The organism is Microbacterium jejuense (assembly GCF_019511665.1).
In the GTDB taxonomy this organism is placed as follows: domain Bacteria; phylum Actinomycetota; class Actinomycetes; order Actinomycetales; family Microbacteriaceae; genus Microbacterium; species Microbacterium jejuense_A.
The window spans coordinates 195,119-212,876 of record NZ_JAEUAW010000003.1; the positions used below are offsets into that span (position 1 = coordinate 195,119).

The following is a 17,758-nucleotide window of genomic DNA, read 5'->3' on the forward strand; positions in this document are numbered from 1 at the left end:
AACATGAAATCCGATTCAGGTATTTGCAATCTAGGAAGAACCGAGCACGTGGTCAAGTCGGGGCCGGACGGCGTTACCGAATCGCGATGAGCTCTGCCGCCGGCATCCGCAAATAGATACCCTCGGTATATATCGCTGGTATCATTGACCGAGTGACACACGATCAGGACATCGAGACCCTCATCGTCGCCGCGCACACGCTCACGCGACTCGCGGCGCTCGAGACAGCCAACGACACCCCCGCCGCCCAGTGGCGGACCCTCACCATCCTGCGCGACCACGGTCCCCTGCGTGTGGGCGAGCTCGCACGCCTCAGCCGCGTGACGCAGCCCGGCATGACCCGGCTCGTCGGTCAGATGGTCGAGCAGGGCCTGCTGACGCGCGCGACGGATGCCGCCGATTCACGCGCCACCGTCGTCGAGGCCACGCCGCTCGGGATCGAAGCGCTGCAGACGTGGCTCTTGCACCTGACCTCGGCGCTCGCGCCTCGATTCGAGGACCTGACAGAGTCTGAATGGGACGCCCTGCGCACCACCGCCCAGGTGCTGACGCGCAACCTCGACCGCGCGACCGCCGCCACGGAGGCCGCCCGATGAGCGCGCACGGCTCCGCACAGGTCTCGGTCTGGCGCCAGCCCGCGCAGGTGTGGGCAGTCGCATTCGCGTGCGTCGTCGCCTTCATGGGCATCGGACTCGTCGACCCGATCCTTCCCGCGATCGCCGAGTCGCTGAAGGCGACGCCGGTGCAGACCGAGCTGCTGTTCACGAGCTACCTGCTGGTCACGGGCCTCGCCATGCTGATCACGAGCTGGATCTCCAGCCGCATCGGCGCAAAGGCGACGCTGCTCATCGGCCTCGCCCTCATCGTGGTCTTCGCCCTCGCCTGCTCGCTCTCGGGCAGCGTCGACGCCATCATCGGCTTCCGTGCCGGCTGGGGCCTCGGCAACGCGCTGTTCATCTCGACGGCGCTCGCGACCATCGTCGGCGCCGCATCGGGCGGCAGCAGCGCGGCCATCGTCCTGTACGAGGCGGCGCTCGGCCTCGGCATCGCCATCGGCCCGCTCCTGGGCGGCCTGCTCGGCGAGGTGAGCTGGCGCGGCCCGTTCTTCGGCGTCGTCGCGCTCATGGCGATCGCGTTCGTCGCGGTGCTCGCTCTGCTGCGCGGCCCGGGCGAGAAGCCCGTCCCCGTGCCGCTGTCGGCCCCGTTCAAAGCGCTACGCATCCCGGCGCTGGCCGTCCTGGCGGTCGCAGCCCTCTTCTACAACATCGGGTTCTTCGTGCTGCTGGCGTTCTCGCCGTTCCCGCTCGGGTTCGGCGCCATGGGCATCGGCTTCACGTTCTTCGGCTGGGGTGTCGCGCTGGCGATCACGAGCGTATGGGTGGCACCGCTGCTGCTGCGCTTCCTCGCCCGCACCACCGTCATGCTGCTGACCCTTCCCCTGCTGGCGATCGACCTCGTGATCGCGGGCATCCTCGTCGAGAACCCGACGGCTCTCGTGGTGTGCATCATCGTCGGCGGCCTGCTCCTCGGCATCATGAACACCGTGCTGACGGAGTCGGTCATGGAGGCCACCGACCTGCCGCGCTCGGTCGCGTCGTCGGCCTACTCTGCCGTGCGCTTCCTGGGCGGTGCCGCCGCTCCGCCGCTGGCCGCCTGGCTCTGGCACGCCTACGGCGCAACCGTCCCGTACGTGTTCGCCGCGGCATCCATCCTCATCGCGACGGCCACGATCGCGATCGGCCGCCGCGCCCTCGCCCGGATCGACGAGCGCGAAGCGGATGCCGCGGACGAGGCCGCCTCGGTGCTCGTCGGCGACGCCGCCTGATTCCTCCGGCCCGTCGAACGCCCCGATCCTGCTGTGGAACCCGCGGGTTCACCCGGACGCGCTGAAGCCCCCGCCCTCGGGCGGGGGCTTCAGCGTACGGTCACGCAGAGGCTCGTGCGTCTTCGATCGCGGGCGCCGGCGCGTTCACCCGCCCACGGATGAAGATCAGCAGGACGAGCCCGGTGATGATGACGACGATGTTGCCCTGCGCTGCGAGGGCAGAGAGCGCGCCCGGCGCCGGGTTGCCGGTGAAGAGGAACGTCGCCGAGTCCGTCGTCCCATGGATGAGGATCGGCCAGATGAGGTTGCCCGTCACCCTCAGGGCGAGGTACATGCAGATGCCGAACGCGAACGTGTAGAGCAGCTGGAATCCCGTCGCGAGGACGGATTGGCCCGACAGCAGATTTCCCGCGTGCAGGGCGGCGAACAGCGCCGCCGACACGACGGCGACGACGATCTCGCGGTAGCCCGCCTTGCGCATCAGATTCACCACCAGGCCACGGGTGAGGAACTCTTCGGCGAAGCCGACGAAGAGGCTCGATACGACCCACGCCGCCACCAGCGCTCCACTCGCCTTCGTGTAGTCGATGCCCGCGAAGTGCAGCACGTTGAAGAGCACGGTGACGACCACCGCGATCCACATCCAGCCGCGGCCGCGGATCGGCTGCCGGCCGAACAGCTCGCGCAGCCAGCCCACGGTCAGCGCGAAGACGACGAGGATGACGCAGCCGAGGGCGATCGGCAGGCCGTACCCGAGGAGAACGCCGACGGCCTCGTCCGACGTGTCGATCGCGCCGATGAGGGGCCCGAGCGCGAGCGATACGAGCTGCCACAGCACGTAGTAGCCCACCACGACGAGCAGCGAGCGCCACCAGCCGCCCCTCTCCCAGAAGCGCTTCCAGCCCGATGCGTGCTGTTGTCCGGCCACTGACGTTCCCTCCCGCGGCCGAGTCCGTCGCGGTCCGCAGTGACGAATCTAGGGGCACAGCGGGCACCACGAGAAGCGGTTCCGGCTCCGACTGCCCCGCCCGCGCACAGCACGACGAAGCCGCCTCCCGCATGACGTTGCGGAAGGCGGCTCCTGGTGTGGTGCGCCCCCAGGGACTTGAACCCTGAACCCATTGATTAAGAGTCAATTGCTCTGCCGATTGAGCTAGAGGCGCGTGATCCGGATGACCCGAACCGAGGGACCACATTACATGAGGATCGGCCGGAGGTGAAATCGAGGCAGGAACCGCCCGGGTATCCTGGTCCCTGTGACCACCCGACCCTCCGCCTCGACGTTCGACGCGCCGTACCGCGGAGACCTCCGGGATGACCTCGCGCTCGCCCTCCGCCTGGCCGACGCGGCGGACGCGGCATCCATGTCGCGCTTCGATGCCGCCGACCTCGACGTGAGCATCAAGGCCGACGCGACGCACGTCACCGAAGCGGACCTCGCCACCGAGCAGGCGATCCGCGCGCTGCTGCAGACCGAGCGCCCGGCGGACGGCGTCTTCGGCGAGGAGTTCGGCGTCACCGGCGACTCGACGCGACAGTGGATCATCGACCCGATCGACGGCACGGCCAACTACCTCAAGGGCATCCCGATGTGGACGACCCTCATCGCGCTGTCGATCGACGGCGTCCCGCGCGTCGGCGTCGCCAGTCAGCCCGCGATCGGGCGCCGCTGGTGGGCGGCGACCGGACTGGGCGCGTGGACGAACACGCCGGCCGGCGAGCCGAAGCGCCTCGCCGTCTCGACGGTCGACACCGTCGGCGCCTCGAGCGTGAGCTTCCAGAGCATCGGACAGTGGCGGGATGCCGGCAGGCTCGACGCCCTCGAACGCCTGACCTCCGCGGTCTGGCGCGACCGCGGCTACGGCGACGCGTGGCCCTACATGCTGCTGGCCGAGGGACGCCTGGAGCTCGTCGCCGAGTTCGACGTCAAGGAGTACGACATCGCCGCGCTCGTGCCGATCGTGACCGAGGCAGGCGGCCGGTTCACGTCGTTCGACGGTGACGACACCGTCTCAGCGCGCTCGTCGCTCGCCACCAACCGCGTCCTCCACGAGGACTACCTCCGCCTGCTGCACCAGTCCTGATCCACGCCCCGTTCGCTCCCATCCCCCACGGAGACTCCCCCGATGCCTGCTCCCCGCCTCCTCGGCACCGCCGCCGTCCTGGCACTGTCCGTGCTCGCCCTGACCGCCTGCGGTGGCAGTCCCGAAGCCGCCCCCGAACCGACGACCTCGTCGGCTCCGACGACGGTCGCACCCGAACCCACGACATCGACCACGCCCGAGCCCACCGCCGACGCCGCACCCACGTGCGCCACGCTCATCGCCGACAGCCTCGTGGCCGACTACGAGAAGCTCGGCGTCACGTCACAGGAACAGCCCCTGTTCATCGGCAGTCAGCAGATCGACGGCGGCATCCTGTGCATGTGGGCGAACTTCGATCAGCCGGCCGGCGACGCCGGCCAGATCTACGGCTGGGCGAAGCTGTCGGACGCCGAGTCCGACGCGGCGCAGCAGGAGCTGCTCGCCGAGGGCTGGGTACGCGAGGAAGCCGACGACGGCGGCGTGTACATCACCGAGAGCGAGAACACGGCGCTGGTCACCGACGAAGAGGGCTACGGCATGACGTACCTGTTCGTCGCCGGGCAGGTGAAGGTCGCCGACACCAAGCAGGGTCTGCTCCTCATCGAGTGGCCGAAGGCCTGATCCATGGCAGTCGGCGCGACGATGCACACCTTCACGGTGCAGCTGGCCGACGTCGACCGCGGCGTGTACGAGGATCTGGCGCTGCGTGTGGCGCGGCATCCCTCCGAGACGGACGCGTTCATGATGACCCGCGTACTCGCGTACTGCCTGGAGTACGAAGAAGGCATCGCCTTCAGCGACGGCATCTCTGCCACCGACGAGCCGGCCGTGCTCGTGCGCGACCTCACCGGCGCGCTGACCGCATGGATCGAAGTGGGGGCTCCGGATGCCGCACGCCTGCACTCCGGCAGCATGCAGGCCGCCCGCACCGTCGTGTACACGCACCGCGATCCGGCCAAGGTGGCGGCACCGTGGGCGGGCAAGCGCATCCACCGCGGCGGCGAGATCCTGCTGCACAGCTTCGACCCCGGGTTCGTCGACGCCGCTGCGGCGCTCGTCGAACGCCGCAGCGCGATGACGCTGTCGGTCACCGAGCGGCGGATCTACCTCGACCTCGGCGGCACGAGCCTCGAGAGCGACATCCACACGCAGGCCGCCGCCTGACGGCGCCGGTCAGGCGGGCAGGAAGTTCTCGCGCGCCAGCGGGGCGATGTCGAGGTCCGCGGCCTCGGTGCTGCCGACCCAGCGCAGTTCCTCGATCTCGGCGGCCACCACCGGCTGCTGGGCGCCGATGTCGGCGACGAACACGTCGGCGACGACGAGGAATCCGGGTTCGTTGGCCGCAGCGGCCGTGAACGTGCCGAGAGCCTCGAGCGCGTCCGGCTCCACCCGGATGCCGAGCTCCTCGAGCAGCTCGCGCGACAGCGTCTCGGCAGCAGACTCCCCCGGCTCGGGCTTGCCCCCGGGCTGCATGAACGCCGTCGTCCCGGCCTTGCGCACCAGCAGCAGCTCGTCGGCGTCGTTCACGATGACCGCGGCCGACACGTGGATGCTGCGCACCGAGGCTTCGGCGGGATTCGAGGTCGTCACCCTGGCACGCTAACAGGTGGCGCCCACCTCGTCCGGCGTAGAATCACGTGTGCCTCTCGAATCCCCTGCGCCTTCCGACCTGCCGCCCAGCGGCATCGACGCGGACGATCTCGCCACGACGCTCCGCGTGCTCGGCAGCATGGCGGGCATCGACGAGACGCACCCCGACTTCATCGCCGTCCGCCGTGCGACCGCCAAGATGTTCAAGGCCGTCAAGCGTCACCGCCGGCGCGAGATCCGCGACGCCATCGCCGCCGCCGACAAGGCGGTCGTCGCGGCCACGGCCACCGGGGCGCCCGACCGCATCGACGACGAGACGCGCGGCATCCCGATCAGCTCGTCGACGACCGCGCCGACCGCGGGCACCCTCATCAAGGCGCGGGCGTGCTACATCTGCAAGCAGCCCTACACCGTCGTCGACGCGTTCTACCACCAGCTGTGTCCGGACTGCGCGGCGATGAGCCACACCAAGCGCAACGCGCGCACCGATCTGACGGGAAAGCGCGCGCTGCTGACCGGCGGGCGCGCGAAGATCGGCATGTACATCGCGCTGCGGCTGCTGCGTGACGGCGCGCACACGACCATCACGACGCGGTTCCCGCGTGACGCGGTCCGGCGCTTCAGCAGCCTGCCCGACGCTCCCGAGTGGATCGACCGGCTCAAGATCGTCGGCATCGACCTGCGCGACCCTGCACAGGTCATCGGACTCGCCGACGATGTCGCGGCCGCGGGGCCGCTCGACATCCTCATCAACAACGCGACGCAGACCGTGCGCCGCTCGCCGGGCGCGTACCAGCCGCTCGTGGACGCCGAGCTCGCACCCCTCCCGAACGGGCCGCTTCCCGAGCTCGTCACGTTCGGTCACACGAACGACCGCCACCCGCAGGCGCTGGAGCGCTCCGTCACGGCGCACCCCATCCTCGCCGCGGCTGCCGCGCGCGCCGACGAGCTCACCGAGCAGGCGATGGCGGCCGGGTCCAGCTCGCTGGAGCGCCTCGCCGCGGGGACGGCGATCGACGCCGGCGGGCTCATCCCCGACCTCGACCACACCAACTCGTGGGTGCAGAGCGTCGACGAGGTCGACCCGCTCGAGATGCTCGAGGTGCAGCTGGCGAACACGACCGCGCCGTTCCTGCTCGTCTCGAAGCTGCGCTCGTCGCTCGCCGCGTCGAGCGCCCGGCGCACCTACATCGTCAACGTGAGCGCGATGGAAGGCGTGTTCAACCGCGGCTACAAGGGGCCGGGGCATCCCCACACCAACATGGCCAAGGCGGCGGTCAACATGCTCACCCGCACGAGCGCGCGTGAGCTCTTCGAGACCGACCGCATCCTCATGACGAGCGTCGACACCGGGTGGATCACCGACGAGCGGCCGCACCCGACGAAGGTGCGCCTGGCCGAAGAGGGCTTCCACGCGCCGCTCGACCTCGTCGACGGCGCCGCACGCGTGTACGACCCGATCGTGCGCGGTGAGGCGGGCGAAGACCTGTTCGGGGTGTTCCTGAAGGACTACGCCCCCGGCGCGTGGTGAACCTGCCCGAACCTGGCCGCCGGGTGGTCGTGCGGTACATCCTCCCGACCGGGCAGGCCACCGACGCGCTCGGCGAGCTGCTGAGCGCGGATGCCGCCACGGTCGTCGTCGACGGCAAGCGCGGCGTCGAGCGCATCCCCCGCGGCGCGATCATCGCCGCGAAGGAGGTCCCGCCGCCGCCCGCGCCGCGTCGGCCGCGCGAGGCACCCTCGACGCCCGCCGGCTAGACGATCGTCAGAGCGTCGCCACGGCGGAGGACAGTGCGGACTCGCCGTCGTGCGAGGCGACCTGCCACTCATGGAAGCGCGTCGGCGCGATCGTCGCGTCGACGTCGGGCAGGAGCTCATACCGATCCAGCCGCGCGCCGAAGTAGGTCGCGAGCGGGTCCGAGACCACTTCGCGCCGGTCGCGCCGGAAGCGCAGCTCCCGGGCCGCGAGGTAGCCGAGCTCGAACACCTCGGGCCCGGCGACCTCGGAGACCCCGCCGGTCGGGCGCGCCAGCGCCGCCCGGGCGACGGCGGCCGCCACGTCGTCGGCCGCCATCGGCTGGATGAGCACGTCCGCCAGGTGCGCGATGCCGCGGCGGGTGGCGGCATCCGTGATGCTGCGGACGAACTCGAAGAACTGGGTCGCGTGCACGATCGAGTACGGCCGGCCGGATGCCGCCAGCAGGCGCTCCTGCTCGGCCTTGGCCTGGAAGTACCCGCCCTCGGACGCGGCGAGCCGATCGGTGCCGACCACCGACAGCACCACGTGATGGCGCACGCCCGCGGCCTCGCCGTACGTGATGAGGTTCATGGTCGACCCCGAGAAGAACTCGCGCGCACCGGCCTCGTCGGTGTACGACGAGTTCGAGACGTCGACGACCGTCTCCACTCCGGCGAGCGCGTCGGCGAGACCGTCGCCGGTGAAGGAGTCCACTCCCGCCGCGCGCGCGACGACGACCACGTCGTGGCCCGTCGCCTGCAATCCCGCGACCACCCTCGACCCGATCAGACCGGTTCCTCCGATGACAGCGATCCTCATGTCGAACCCTCTCCGCTCATCGCGCTCCCGCGCGCGTCATCAGCAGAGACCGGATGAGGACCGCGGATGTGACAGGTCCGGGCCGAAGTCGTTCGAGAAGCGCCAGCGCAGATGACGCGCGAGCGGACTAGAGCTCGGTGACGCGTCCGCCTTCCACCCGCCAATGGCGATCGAGTTCGACGGCGTCGAGCATCCGCCGGTCGTGCGTGACCAGGAGCAGGGTCCCCCGGTACGACTCGAGTGCCTGCTCCAGCTGTTCGATCGCCGGCAGATCGAGGTGGTTCGTCGGCTCGTCGAGGACCAGGACGTTCACGCCGCGCCCCTGGAGGAGTGCGAGCGCTGCGCGGGTGCGCTCCCCCGGCGACAGTTCGTCGACCGGTCGTCCGACATGATCGGCTTTGAGACCGAACTTGGCGAGGAGCGTACGCACCTCGCCCGACTCCATCGACGGGACGAGCTCCGCGAACGCCGCTGCCAGCGGGCGTGCGCCGACCAGGAGGGACCGCGCCTGGTCGCTCTCGCCGATCTCGACGTTCGCTCCGATGCTCGCGGTCCCCTCGTCCGGCTCCTGCCTGCCCAGCAGCGCTCGGAGCAGCGTCGACTTGCCGGCCCCGTTGGGCCCTGTGATGCCGATCCGCTCCCCCGCGTTCACCTGCAGCGACACCGGTCCGAGCGTGAACGCCCCCTGTCGCAGGACGGCTGCGCTCAGCGTCGAAACGACGGTGCTGGACCTCGGCGCCGCGCCGATGGTGAACTCGAGCCGCCACTCCTTGCGAGGCTCCTCGACCTCTTCGAGCTGGGCGATCCGGCTCTCCATCTGGCGCACCTTCTGCGCCTGCTTCTCACTGGACTCCGTCGCCGCTTTGCGGCGGATCTTGTCGTTGTCGGGCGACTTCCTCATCGCGTTGCGCACGCCCTGGCTCGACCACTCGCGCTGCGTCCGCGCCCGCGCGACGAGGTCGGCCTTCTTGCCCGCGAACTCCTCGTACTTCTCGCGCGCATGACGCCGGACGGTCTCGCGCTCTTCGAGGTACGCGTCGTAGCCGCCGCCGAAGACCCGGTTCGAATGCTGCGCGAGATCCAGTTCCAGCACGCGCGTCACGCTGCGCGCGAGGAACTCGCGGTCGTGACTGACCAGCACGACCCCGCCGCGCAGTCCCCGCACGAACGCCTCCAGCCGCTCGAGGCCGTCGAGGTCGAGGTCGTTCGTGGGCTCGTCCAGCAGGACGATGTCGAACCGCGAGAGCAGGAGCGCGGCGAGGCCGGCGCGGGCAGCCTGTCCGCCCGAGAGCGACACCATGCTCGCCCGGTCGGCGGGCGTCCCGCCGAGGTCCAGACCCAGCTCGCCGAGGACGAGGGGGAGCCGCTCGTCGAGATCCGCGGCACCGCTGGCCAGCCAGCGGTCGAGCGCAGCCGAGTACACGTCGGCGGGATCGGCGTCGCCTGCCGACAGCGACGGGTCTGCGAGCGCGGCGGCCGCGGCATCCATGTCTCGTCGCCTGCGCGCACCCCGTCCGCCGGGCGATGTAGTCCGCGACCGACTCACCCGCGACACGCTCATGCTCCTGCGGCAGCCAGCCCACGAACGCGTCCGCGGGCGAGAGGGTCACCGAGCCCGCCTGCGGCTCGTCGACTCCCGCGAGCAGGCGCAGGAGCGTGGACTTTCCGGCGCCGTTCGCGCCGACGACGCCGACGACGTCGCCTGGGGCCACCGTGAGGTCCAGCGAGTCGAAGAGCGTGCGGTGGCCGTACCCGCCGGCCAGTCCGCGGGCGACGAGTGTTGCGGTCATGCGTCGATTCTCTCAGCGCGCGCTCGCCGGCACCGCACCCGGGTGTCCCTGCGCGAGGATGGCAGGCGTGGAACATCTCGACACGATCGTCGTCGGCGCCGGTGTCGCCGGGCTCTCCGCGGCGAAGCTGCTGGTCGACGCGGGACTCTCGGTGGTGGTGCTCGAAGCCCGTGACCGCGTCGGGGGCCGCGTGGTGACAGCCCGGGTCGACGGGCTCGCGACCGACCTCGGCGCTTCGTGGATCCATGGCGTCATCGGCAGCCCGGTCGCCGCCGCAGCCGAGGCCTTCGGCATGCGCATGGTGGAGTTCACGGTGGGCGGGTATCAGCCCGACAGCCGCCCGATCGCGTACTACGGTCTCGATGGGAGGAGATTGACGGATGCCGCCGCCCGGCGCTTCATCGACGACATCCGTGTCGTCGATGCTGCCCTGCTTGACGTCGTGGCGGCGTCGGGTCCTGACGATTCGTACCGCGACGTCACCGACCGCGCGCTCGCGCTGCAGGACTGGGACGCCGAACGAACGCAGCGGGTGCGCGAGTACCTGGAGCATCGGTCAGAGGAGCAGTACGGCGCCTGGATCGAGGATCTGGCGGCGCACGGACTCGACGACGACTCGATCGACGGCGACGAAGTCGTCTTCCCGGACGGATACGACGTGCTTCCTGCCCGGCTGGCGGAAGGCCTCGACGTCCGGCTGCAGCACGTCGTGTCGCACGTCGACTGGTCGCGGGGATCGGTGACCGTGACCACGGACCGCGGCGTCTTCACGGCCGGCACCGCGATCGTGACGGTGCCGGTGGGCGTGCTGCAGTCGGACGCCTTCGTCATCGATCCCCCACTTCCCGGCACCGTCGCCGGCGCTCTGGGGCGGCTTCGGATGAACGCGTTCGAGAAGGTGTTCCTGCGCTTCCCCACCAGGTTCTGGGACGACGGCGTCTACGCGATCCGCCAGCAGGGCCCCGAGAGCGCATGGTGGCATTCCTGGTACGACCTCACCCCGCTGCACGGCGTCCCTACGCTCCTCACCTTCGCCGCGGGTCCTGCTGCGATCGCGACGCGCCCCTGGTCCGAATCCGCCGTCGTGGACTCCGTCCTCACGCAGCTGCGCCGACTGTACGGCGATCGCGTCGAGCAGCCGACCCGCGTCGACATCACCGCCTGGCAGGACGATCCGTTCTCACTCGGCTCGTACGCCTACATGACCGTGGGCTCGACGACCGCCGACCACGACGACCTCGCCACCCCGATCGGCGACATCCTTCACCTCGCGGGCGAAGCCACCTGGACCGACGACCCCGCCACCGTGCCGGCGGCCATGCTCTCGGGTCACCGGGCCGCGTGCCGGGTCCTCGGCGACGACGTCGCGATCGACCGGCTCTGGTCGGCCTGACGCCGCGCGGAGATCAGCTCGCGGCCGGGTCGTCCTCCGCCAGCTGCCCGGCGCGAAGGGTCTCTGCGCGGGCGTACGCGATGTCGAGCGCCTCGCCCAGCTTGGGTGTCTGGGCGATGACGTCGTCCTCGCCCAGGTGCTCGAGCCTGCCGGTGCGACGCAGCAGCAGGCGGAACCGCTCCGGCACGCCGCAGACGACCAGCCGCACACCCTGGCGGTGGAGCTTGAGCGCGATCGCATCCAGCGCCTTGAGGAACGTCGCGGAGGGCACCATCGGCGATGCGCCCAGCGAGAGGACGATCGCCGCCCGTCGCGCCCCGGCCGTCCGCGGCCATTCCTCCTCGAGCCGGTTGACCTCAGCGAAGACGGTGCCACCGGTGTAATGCAGCACCGTCGTCCGATCGGAGGGCAGCTCTTCCGGTGGGGCAGAGATGCGCCATCCGCCGTCGGACTTCTCCAGGCCGAGGATCCGACCGGTGCGCGAGATCGCCGCCAGGCTGAGGATCATCGACAGCCCGGCTCCGAGGAAGATCGCCTGCTGAAGCGGCAGCCCTGTCGTCGCGACGAAGGTGACGAGCATGGCGACGGCCGACAGCGCCGACGTGCGGAAGACGAGCGCGATGTCGCCGGCGCGGCCCACGATCAGCTCGCCGCCGATCACGATCATCAGGCCGCCGATGACGGCCATGGGGATGTACCCCGCCAGCGGCCCGATCGCCAGGACGATGATCGCCAGCCAGATGCCCGCGAAGATCCCGGACCACCGTGTGCGCGCCCCCGCGCTCGTGCCCACCCCCGTGCGGGACAGCGAGCCGCCGGTGGGGAGCGAGCCGAAGAAGCCTCCGGCCAGATTGGCCAGGCCCTGCGCCGAGAAGTCCTTCGATGCGTCCGAGCGCGAACCGTCCGGGTTGGCGACGGCGGCACTGATGCCGGCTGCCTGTGCGAGCGCCACGAGCGCCACTGCGACAGCCCCCGTCGCCAGCGCCGGAATCGTGCTGATGTCAGGCAAGGTGAACGGGGGCAGCGAACGGGGAATGGTCGCGATGTCCGAGACGAGCTGGACGTCTGCGCCGAGCAGCGCGACGGGCACGCTCACCACGACGAGGGCGATGAGCGTGGCCAGCGCCTTGATGGGCTTGATGAGCCGCACGAGCAGCCACACGACCACCGTGCTCACCGAGACGAGCACCGTGACCGGTTGCCACTGTCCGATGTTGACGACGGCATCGATGAACTTGCCCACGGTGTTGTGGCTCGTGGGAGAGAAGCCCGTCGCGTCGTCGATGACGCCGGCGATGATCTGCAACGCGATGCCCGTGGTGAACCCCGTCATGACGGCGGTCGAGACGTAGGACATCACCGAACCGAGCTTCAGCAGTCCCAGCGTGAGCATGACGACGCCTGTCAGGACGGTGAGCGTCGCCACCGCCCCGATGTCGCTCGGCTTGAGACCGGCGCTCGTGAGCACGCTGTGAGATGTCAGGGCGATCGCGCTCGTGAGCGTCGTCACCATCAGCACGGTCCGCGCGAACATCGAGCCGATGATCGTGGGCACGATCCCCGACCACAGGCCGAGCGGAGCCGAGAAGTTCCCGATGCTCGCGTACGCCATCCCCTCGGGGATCGAGAACAGCCCGGTGACGAAGCCCGAGACCACGTCCTTGCCCGTCGGCTTGCCGAATCCTGCTCGTTCGCTCATCCCCTCAGCGTGGACGATCCCGCGTTGCTCTCAATCACACGATCTGCGTGATTGAGGCGGACGAGCACAGGCAAGCAGCGAGCGGCCGGCGGTGGAGCATCCCCCACGGCGGCCATTCCGACGAAGGCCCCGGCTCCCGCGTATGACGCGGAAGCCGGGGCCTTCATCCAGTGACAACGGCTGTGGAGATGGGGGGAATCGAACCCCCGTCCATCGCTGAGTAACGGCGGCTTCTCCGGGCGCAGTCTGTGCGAGCGTTCTACTCGGCTCCGACCTTTGTCACAGACACCTAAGTCGACGAGCCCAGCCTGATAAGAGTCCCGCGTGACGCTCAGGCGTCGTCACGCAGCAAGATCCCTAGATGACGCCAATACCCGTGACGGGATCAGTCACGGATTGACGGACTCGGGCTCGCTGCTCAGGCAGCGAGGGCGAAGTCGGACTGCTTCTTTTCGGCAGTTATTGGTTTGCAGGGGGCGTTCACGAGATAACCCTGCATCCTCGGCCCGCTTCTCGCAGATTCACAGGCGATGTCGAAACCGATCATCCCCGTGCCTCGTTCGAGGTTGTTCCTTCTGTCGAAGGGCCGTTGTCACACTGTGGAGTTGTCAATCGCGGCAGTAACAGCTACCGAGCACATCAGTCTATAACGGATGCCGCACCCTCGCCATTCCCGCCCACTCGGCGTTGTCAATCCCCCTGCGCGGTGCCCGGCGATCTGGTCGGCTGAGCCCATCGACCCAAGGAGTCAGCCATGTCGCAGAACACCCCGCACGCCCGAGCCAAGCATCCGCGTACCGCCCTCGCCGGCCCGTACGGGCATCCTTTCCACCCGATCCTCGTCACGATCCCGATCGGCGCCTGGATCGCGAGCCTCGTGTTCGACATCATCGGGCTGGTCTCGAACGATCCGGAGCCGTACGTGCGGGGCGCGTGGGTGCTCATCGTGATCGGCCTGGTCGGTGCGGTCCTCGCGGCCGTGTGGGGATTCATCGATTATGCGCAGCTCGGTCGCAGCACGGCTGCGCGTCGCACGGCGACGATCCATCTGACGCTGAACCTCGGCGTCGTGGTGCTCTTCGTCGTCGATCTGCTGGTCCGGTTGTCGGCCGACGACCAGGACGAGGTCAGCATCGTCGGCTTCGTGCTCAGCATCGTGGGGCTGGCCGTCCTCGGCGTCTCGGGCTGGCTGGGCGGCAAGCTCGCGTACCGCTACGGGGTTCGCGTGGCCGACGAGCGCACTCAGATGGAAGGCTTCCGCTGACCTACCTGCGACGCATGACCAACGCCAGCGCGGCGACCGCGGCGACCGCAACGGCAGTCGCCCCGACGCGATGCGACCGCCAGCCGCCCGTGACCGGACCCGCGACAGGAGGCGGATCGAACACCGTCCCCGCCGTGGGTTCGACACCGCTGCCGCGCAGCTCGACGTGGTCCATCAGCCACCCGACCACCGCGTCGTAGAGCCCCGGTGCGACGCGATGCACGACCAATACCACCAGCTGCAGGCGTCCGACGTAGAGCGCATGGCGACGGCGGTGCGGTGCGTTCACGATCGCCCGGGCGACTCGGGCCGGCGACGATGTCGGCGGCAGGGGGTGCACCTGACGCCCCGTCATGTTGGCGGCATGCTGATAGATCGGGGTGTCGATGGATGCCGGCAGGACGACCCGCACGCGGACCCCCGTGCCGCGGAGCTCCTGCCGCAGGGATTCGGCGAAACCGAGCACGCCCCATTTGCTCGCGACGTACGGAGAGATGGCGGGCGACCCCACGCGGGAGTAGAGCGACCCCACCATGACGAGAGTGCCGGTGCCCTGACGGCGGAACACGGGCAGGACCGCCCGCGCGCCGTGCACCTGCCCCATCAGGTTCGTCTCGACCACGTGCCGGAACAGATCGGCGGGGAGCTCATCGAACGCGCCGTACGCGAAGACGCCGGCGTTGCCGACCCACACGTCGATCCGGCCGTACTCCGAGACCGCTGCCGAGGCCAGCGCGTGAACGTCGTCCGGCTTCGTCACGTCGGTGGGGACCACGAGCACCGCCGCGCCGAGGTCGCGGCATTCGGCGGCCACGGTCTCGAGCGCATCCCGGCCGCGGGCGGCGAGCACGAGGCGCGCACCTTCGCGCGCGTAGCGGCGCGCGGTCGCCCGTCCGATGCCGCTGGACGCACCGACGAGGACGACCACCGGGTCCACGGCGACGCTCACGACGATTCGCGCGGCGACGTCGGCAGGTTGAGGTCGTCCGGGTCGACCGCGACATCGCCCTCGTCATCGGGCCCGCCGGTGCCCGGCGTCACTCGCACATCGTCGGGGTCGACGTCTCCGTCCAGGGCATCCGGCAGCGGGTCCGCCTGCTTCTGGCTGGTCTCGGACTCGCTTGCGGGACTGTACGACATGTCCTTGCGCAGCGCTTCGCTGTTCGACAGCGGCCCGGTCGACGCGTCTTCGCCCGGCACGCTGACGCCTTCCGTGTTCTCGTGTTGAGGCTCCATGCCGGCGACGCTAGACGGCATCCCCGCTGCGGAACTCCCCCTTGACACGGACGGGATGACGCAGCGAGATCAGGAACCCGGCGAGAGGTCGGGCAGCGCGCGGGTGCCGAAGTCGTGACGAAGAGCGCTCAGGGCGGCGAACCATCCCGGCATGCCGGTCACACCGGGGCCAGGCGATGTCGACGCCGAGGCGAGGTACACGCCCGGAATGGGCGTGCGCCACGGATCCGTGGCCAGCACGGGTCGTCGGAACAGCTGCCACAGGTTCGGCGCACCCGCGGCGATGTCGCCGCCGGGGTAGTTCGGATTGTGCTCCTCGACGTCGCGGGCGCTGCGCGAGCTGCTGGCGACGATCACCTCGCGGAAGCCCGGGGCGAAGCGCTCTATCTGCCGCACGACCGCCTCGCGGCGGTCGGCGGGGCTGCCGGCCGGCACGTGCGTGTACGTCCACAGCGTGTGCATGCCTGCGGGCGCCCGGGTCTCGTCGAACAACGAGGGCTGCGACACCAGCACATAGGGGCGTTCGGGCAGACGCCCGCGATGCACCTGGTTCTCGGCATCCGCCACCTCCGCGCGCGTGCCGCCGACGTGGACGGTGCCGGCGCGGCCCAGCTCTGGGTGCGTCCACGGCACGGGAGCGCTGAGCGCGAAGTCGACCTTCGCGACGCCGTCGCCGTAGCGGAAGCGCTCCAGCGCGTGCCGGAACCGTGCCGGCATCGCAGCCCCGGCGAGCCGGATGAGCGCCCTCGGCGTGACATCGAGGAGCGTGACCGTCGCCGCGGGCAGCGCGGCGAGGTCCGTGACCTCGTGATCGACGACCAGCTCACCCCCGTGGGCGCGGAGGTCGTCGACGAGCGCGTCGGTGATCGCCTGGCTCCCGCCGATGGGAATCGGCCACCCGCGCGCGTGGGCGTAGGCGGTGAGCGCGAGACCGGCACCCGCGGCGGCGATACTCGGCTGCGACAGGATCGAGTGCGCAGCGACGCCGGTGAGCATCGCGGGCGCCGCGGCGTCGCGGAACCGCACGTTCCAGGCGTGCGTGCCCTGCTCGAGCGCCCGGCGGCCGAACGCGATCGCCGTGCGCAGGTCGCGCGGGATGCGCAGCAGTGACGACCCGGTGAAGTCCGCCACGGCCGTGGAACGCTCGACGAGCGGGCGCATCAGCCGCTCGTAGGCACGGCCGTCCGCGCCGAGGGCGTCGCGCGTGCGGGCAAGGTCGCGGTAGGCGATGCCCGCCTGCCCAAGGCCCAGTGGGTGCGCGAACGACACGTCGGGCGTGACGAAGCCCACGCGGTCACGCAGCCCGAACTCACGGAAGAACCGAGACTCGAACGCCATCGGGTGCACCGCCGAGCACACGTCGTGGCGGAACCCCGGCATCGTCAGCTCTCGCGTCGATGCGCCGCCGCCCGGCGCGTCCTCCCGCTCGTACACGCGCACGCGCAGTCCCGCTCGCGCGAGCGTCACCGCCGCGGCCAGGCCGTTCGGGCCGGCGCCGACGACCACCGCGTCGACGTCGACGGCACCGCGCCGGCCGTTCACGAGGCGGGAGGCGCCGCGTCGTCGCCCTGATCGCGCTCGTCCGAGACGGGAGTGGTCAGGGATGCCGCGCCCAGCGGATTCTCGTTGGCCTCGATGTCGATACGCCCGGCGTCGGGCGAGTCCGCCGGAGTCTGGTCGTCGGTCGGCGCCGGTCGGGCGGCATCCATCTGCTCCACGCTGTCGACCGTATCCGCACCATCGGCAGAACCCGCAGTGTCGGAAGCCATCTCGCGCTGCGCCGTCGACAGCGGCGTGCGTCCCTGCGCCCGGCCTTCGGCGAGGTAGGCGAGCCGATGCAGCGTCTCGGCGTTGCGCCAGTACAGCAGCGCGTCCATGATCTGGCGCGGCACGAGCCGTGCCGGCCCGGCGGTCGCCTCTTCCTGGATGCGCACGATCGACCTGTCGTCCCGGAGCTTGACCTCGATGGTCACGCGCGCCTCGCCGAGGGGCCACCCGCGTGCGCGCATCACGAGCAGCCGCGACGGCACGAACTGCTCGACGACCGTCTTGTCGTCGATGAGCACCGGCCACACCCCCACCGAGTGGTGCAGCTCGGCGCCGGCCATCGGCCACGTCTCGTCGACTTCGCGCATCCTCGAAGCGCCCACGACCCACGACGGATAGAGCCAGCCGTCCGCCAGCACCTCGAAGACGTCCTCCGGTGTGCACTGCAGCACCCTCACGTTGCGCGACATCGCGTCCCTCCTCCTGCACGGTCCGATGCCGCGACGATACGACGACCGCCCGGCTCGCCGGACCGGCTTGCGCCCGCCGCCCC

General features: G+C 70.3%; 17 protein-coding genes, 1 tRNA gene, 1 other RNA gene and 1 pseudogene. 9 read left to right on the forward strand and 11 right to left on the reverse strand.

Going from position 1 to position 17,758, the window contains the following annotated elements; translation table 11 throughout:
• The first annotated feature begins 152 nt into the window (after positions 1-152).
• Both JNB62_RS04790 and JNB62_RS04795 read left to right on the forward strand, forming a co-directional pair.
• Entirely contained in the window at positions 153-596 is a 444-nt protein-coding gene (locus JNB62_RS04790) for a MarR family winged helix-turn-helix transcriptional regulator (protein ID WP_220299727.1), read from the forward strand.
• Positions 593-1,825, forward strand: a complete 1,233-nt coding sequence (locus tag JNB62_RS04795) for an MFS transporter (protein WP_220299728.1) — start codon at positions 593-595, stop codon at positions 1,823-1,825. Before JNB62_RS04790 ends, JNB62_RS04795 begins: the two co-directional genes overlap by 4 nt.
• A gap of 100 nt (positions 1,826-1,925) precedes the next feature.
• Here the strand turns inward: JNB62_RS04795 and JNB62_RS04800 are convergent, their stop codons facing one another.
• Positions 1,926-2,753 carry a CPBP family intramembrane glutamic endopeptidase gene (locus JNB62_RS04800; RefSeq protein ID WP_220299729.1) on the reverse strand — a complete coding sequence of 276 codons (828 nt, stop codon included), beginning with the start codon at positions 2,751-2,753 and terminating at the stop codon, positions 1,926-1,928.
• Positions 2,754-2,912: 159 nt separating this feature from the next.
• Positions 2,913-2,988, reverse strand: a tRNA-Lys gene (locus JNB62_RS04805).
• Positions 2,989-3,081: 93 nt separating this feature from the next.
• On the opposite strand from JNB62_RS04805, the gene JNB62_RS04810 reads away from it, so the two are divergent.
• Genes JNB62_RS04810 through JNB62_RS04820 form a run of 3 tightly spaced genes read left to right on the forward strand, consistent with a single transcriptional unit; the run spans position 3,082 to position 5,073 of the window.
• Positions 3,082-3,909, forward strand: a complete 828-nt coding sequence (locus JNB62_RS04810) for an inositol monophosphatase family protein (RefSeq protein ID WP_220299730.1) — start codon at positions 3,082-3,084, stop codon at positions 3,907-3,909.
• A 42-nt stretch (positions 3,910-3,951) separates the two neighbouring features.
• Positions 3,952-4,530, forward strand: a complete 579-nt coding sequence (locus tag JNB62_RS04815; protein WP_220299731.1) for a hypothetical protein — start codon at positions 3,952-3,954, stop codon at positions 4,528-4,530.
• Positions 4,531-4,533: 3 nt separating this feature from the next.
• Positions 4,534-5,073 carry a YaeQ family protein gene (locus JNB62_RS04820; protein ID WP_220299732.1) on the forward strand — a complete coding sequence of 180 codons (540 nt, stop codon included), beginning with the start codon at positions 4,534-4,536 and terminating at the stop codon, positions 5,071-5,073.
• A gap of 9 nt (positions 5,074-5,082) precedes the next feature.
• On the opposite strand, the gene JNB62_RS04825 is transcribed toward JNB62_RS04820, so the two are convergent.
• Positions 5,083-5,499 (reverse strand): NUDIX hydrolase, encoded by a 417-nt coding sequence (locus JNB62_RS04825; protein ID WP_308291723.1) that lies wholly within the window; start codon positions 5,497-5,499, stop codon positions 5,083-5,085.
• A 49-nt stretch (positions 5,500-5,548) separates the two neighbouring features.
• Here JNB62_RS04825 and JNB62_RS04830 point away from each other — a divergent pair, with 49 nt between their 5' ends.
• Positions 5,549-7,030 (forward strand): SDR family oxidoreductase, encoded by a 1,482-nt coding sequence (locus JNB62_RS04830; protein ID WP_220299733.1) that lies wholly within the window; start codon positions 5,549-5,551, stop codon positions 7,028-7,030.
• Complete coding sequence (locus JNB62_RS04835) at positions 7,024-7,257, forward strand: putative acetyltransferase (protein ID WP_308291724.1); 234 nt, start codon at positions 7,024-7,026, stop codon at positions 7,255-7,257. The genes JNB62_RS04830 and JNB62_RS04835 overlap by 7 nt, the downstream gene beginning before the upstream one ends.
• Before the next feature lie 7 nt (positions 7,258-7,264).
• Here the strand turns inward: JNB62_RS04835 and JNB62_RS04840 are convergent, their stop codons facing one another.
• A complete protein-coding gene (locus tag JNB62_RS04840) occupies positions 7,265-8,056 on the reverse strand; it encodes an SDR family oxidoreductase (RefSeq protein ID WP_220299734.1) in 792 nt (263 codons plus the stop codon).
• Between the two features lie 127 nt (positions 8,057-8,183).
• A pseudogene (locus JNB62_RS19490) lies at positions 8,184-9,846 on the reverse strand (ABC-F family ATP-binding cassette domain-containing protein).
• Between the two features lie 67 nt (positions 9,847-9,913).
• On the opposite strand from JNB62_RS19490, the gene JNB62_RS04850 reads away from it, so the two are divergent.
• Positions 9,914-11,239 carry a flavin monoamine oxidase family protein gene (locus tag JNB62_RS04850; RefSeq protein ID WP_220299735.1) on the forward strand — a complete coding sequence of 442 codons (1,326 nt, stop codon included), beginning with the start codon at positions 9,914-9,916 and terminating at the stop codon, positions 11,237-11,239.
• A 13-nt stretch (positions 11,240-11,252) separates the two neighbouring features.
• Here the strand turns inward: JNB62_RS04850 and JNB62_RS04855 are convergent, their stop codons facing one another.
• On the reverse strand, positions 11,253-12,938 hold the full coding sequence (locus JNB62_RS04855) for a SulP family inorganic anion transporter (RefSeq protein ID WP_220299736.1): 1,686 nt from the start codon (positions 12,936-12,938) through the stop codon (positions 11,253-11,255).
• Positions 12,939-13,118: 180 nt separating this feature from the next.
• Positions 13,119-13,489: a transfer-messenger RNA gene (ssrA, locus tag JNB62_RS04860) on the reverse strand.
• 203 nt (positions 13,490-13,692) lie between these two features.
• On the opposite strand from ssrA, the gene JNB62_RS04865 reads away from it, so the two are divergent.
• Positions 13,693-14,202, forward strand: coding sequence for a DUF2231 domain-containing protein (locus tag JNB62_RS04865; RefSeq protein WP_220299737.1), 510 nt, complete (start codon positions 13,693-13,695; stop codon positions 14,200-14,202).
• Between the two features lies 1 nt (position 14,203).
• Here the strand turns inward: JNB62_RS04865 and JNB62_RS04870 are convergent, their stop codons facing one another.
• The 4 genes from JNB62_RS04870 to JNB62_RS04885 form a co-directional block, all read right to left on the reverse strand.
• Complete coding sequence (locus JNB62_RS04870) at positions 14,204-15,151, reverse strand: SDR family NAD(P)-dependent oxidoreductase (RefSeq protein WP_220299738.1); 948 nt, start codon at positions 15,149-15,151, stop codon at positions 14,204-14,206.
• Positions 15,148-15,438, reverse strand: coding sequence for a hypothetical protein (locus JNB62_RS04875; RefSeq protein ID WP_220299739.1), 291 nt, complete (start codon positions 15,436-15,438; stop codon positions 15,148-15,150). Before JNB62_RS04875 ends, JNB62_RS04870 begins: the two co-directional genes overlap by 4 nt.
• A gap of 69 nt (positions 15,439-15,507) precedes the next feature.
• Positions 15,508-16,980, reverse strand: coding sequence for a phytoene desaturase family protein (locus JNB62_RS04880; RefSeq protein WP_220299740.1), 1,473 nt, complete (start codon positions 16,978-16,980; stop codon positions 15,508-15,510).
• Positions 16,977-17,675, reverse strand: coding sequence for an SRPBCC family protein (locus JNB62_RS04885; protein ID WP_308291725.1), 699 nt, complete (start codon positions 17,673-17,675; stop codon positions 16,977-16,979). The genes JNB62_RS04880 and JNB62_RS04885 overlap by 4 nt, the downstream gene beginning before the upstream one ends.
• Positions 17,676-17,758: the final 83 nt, after the last annotated feature.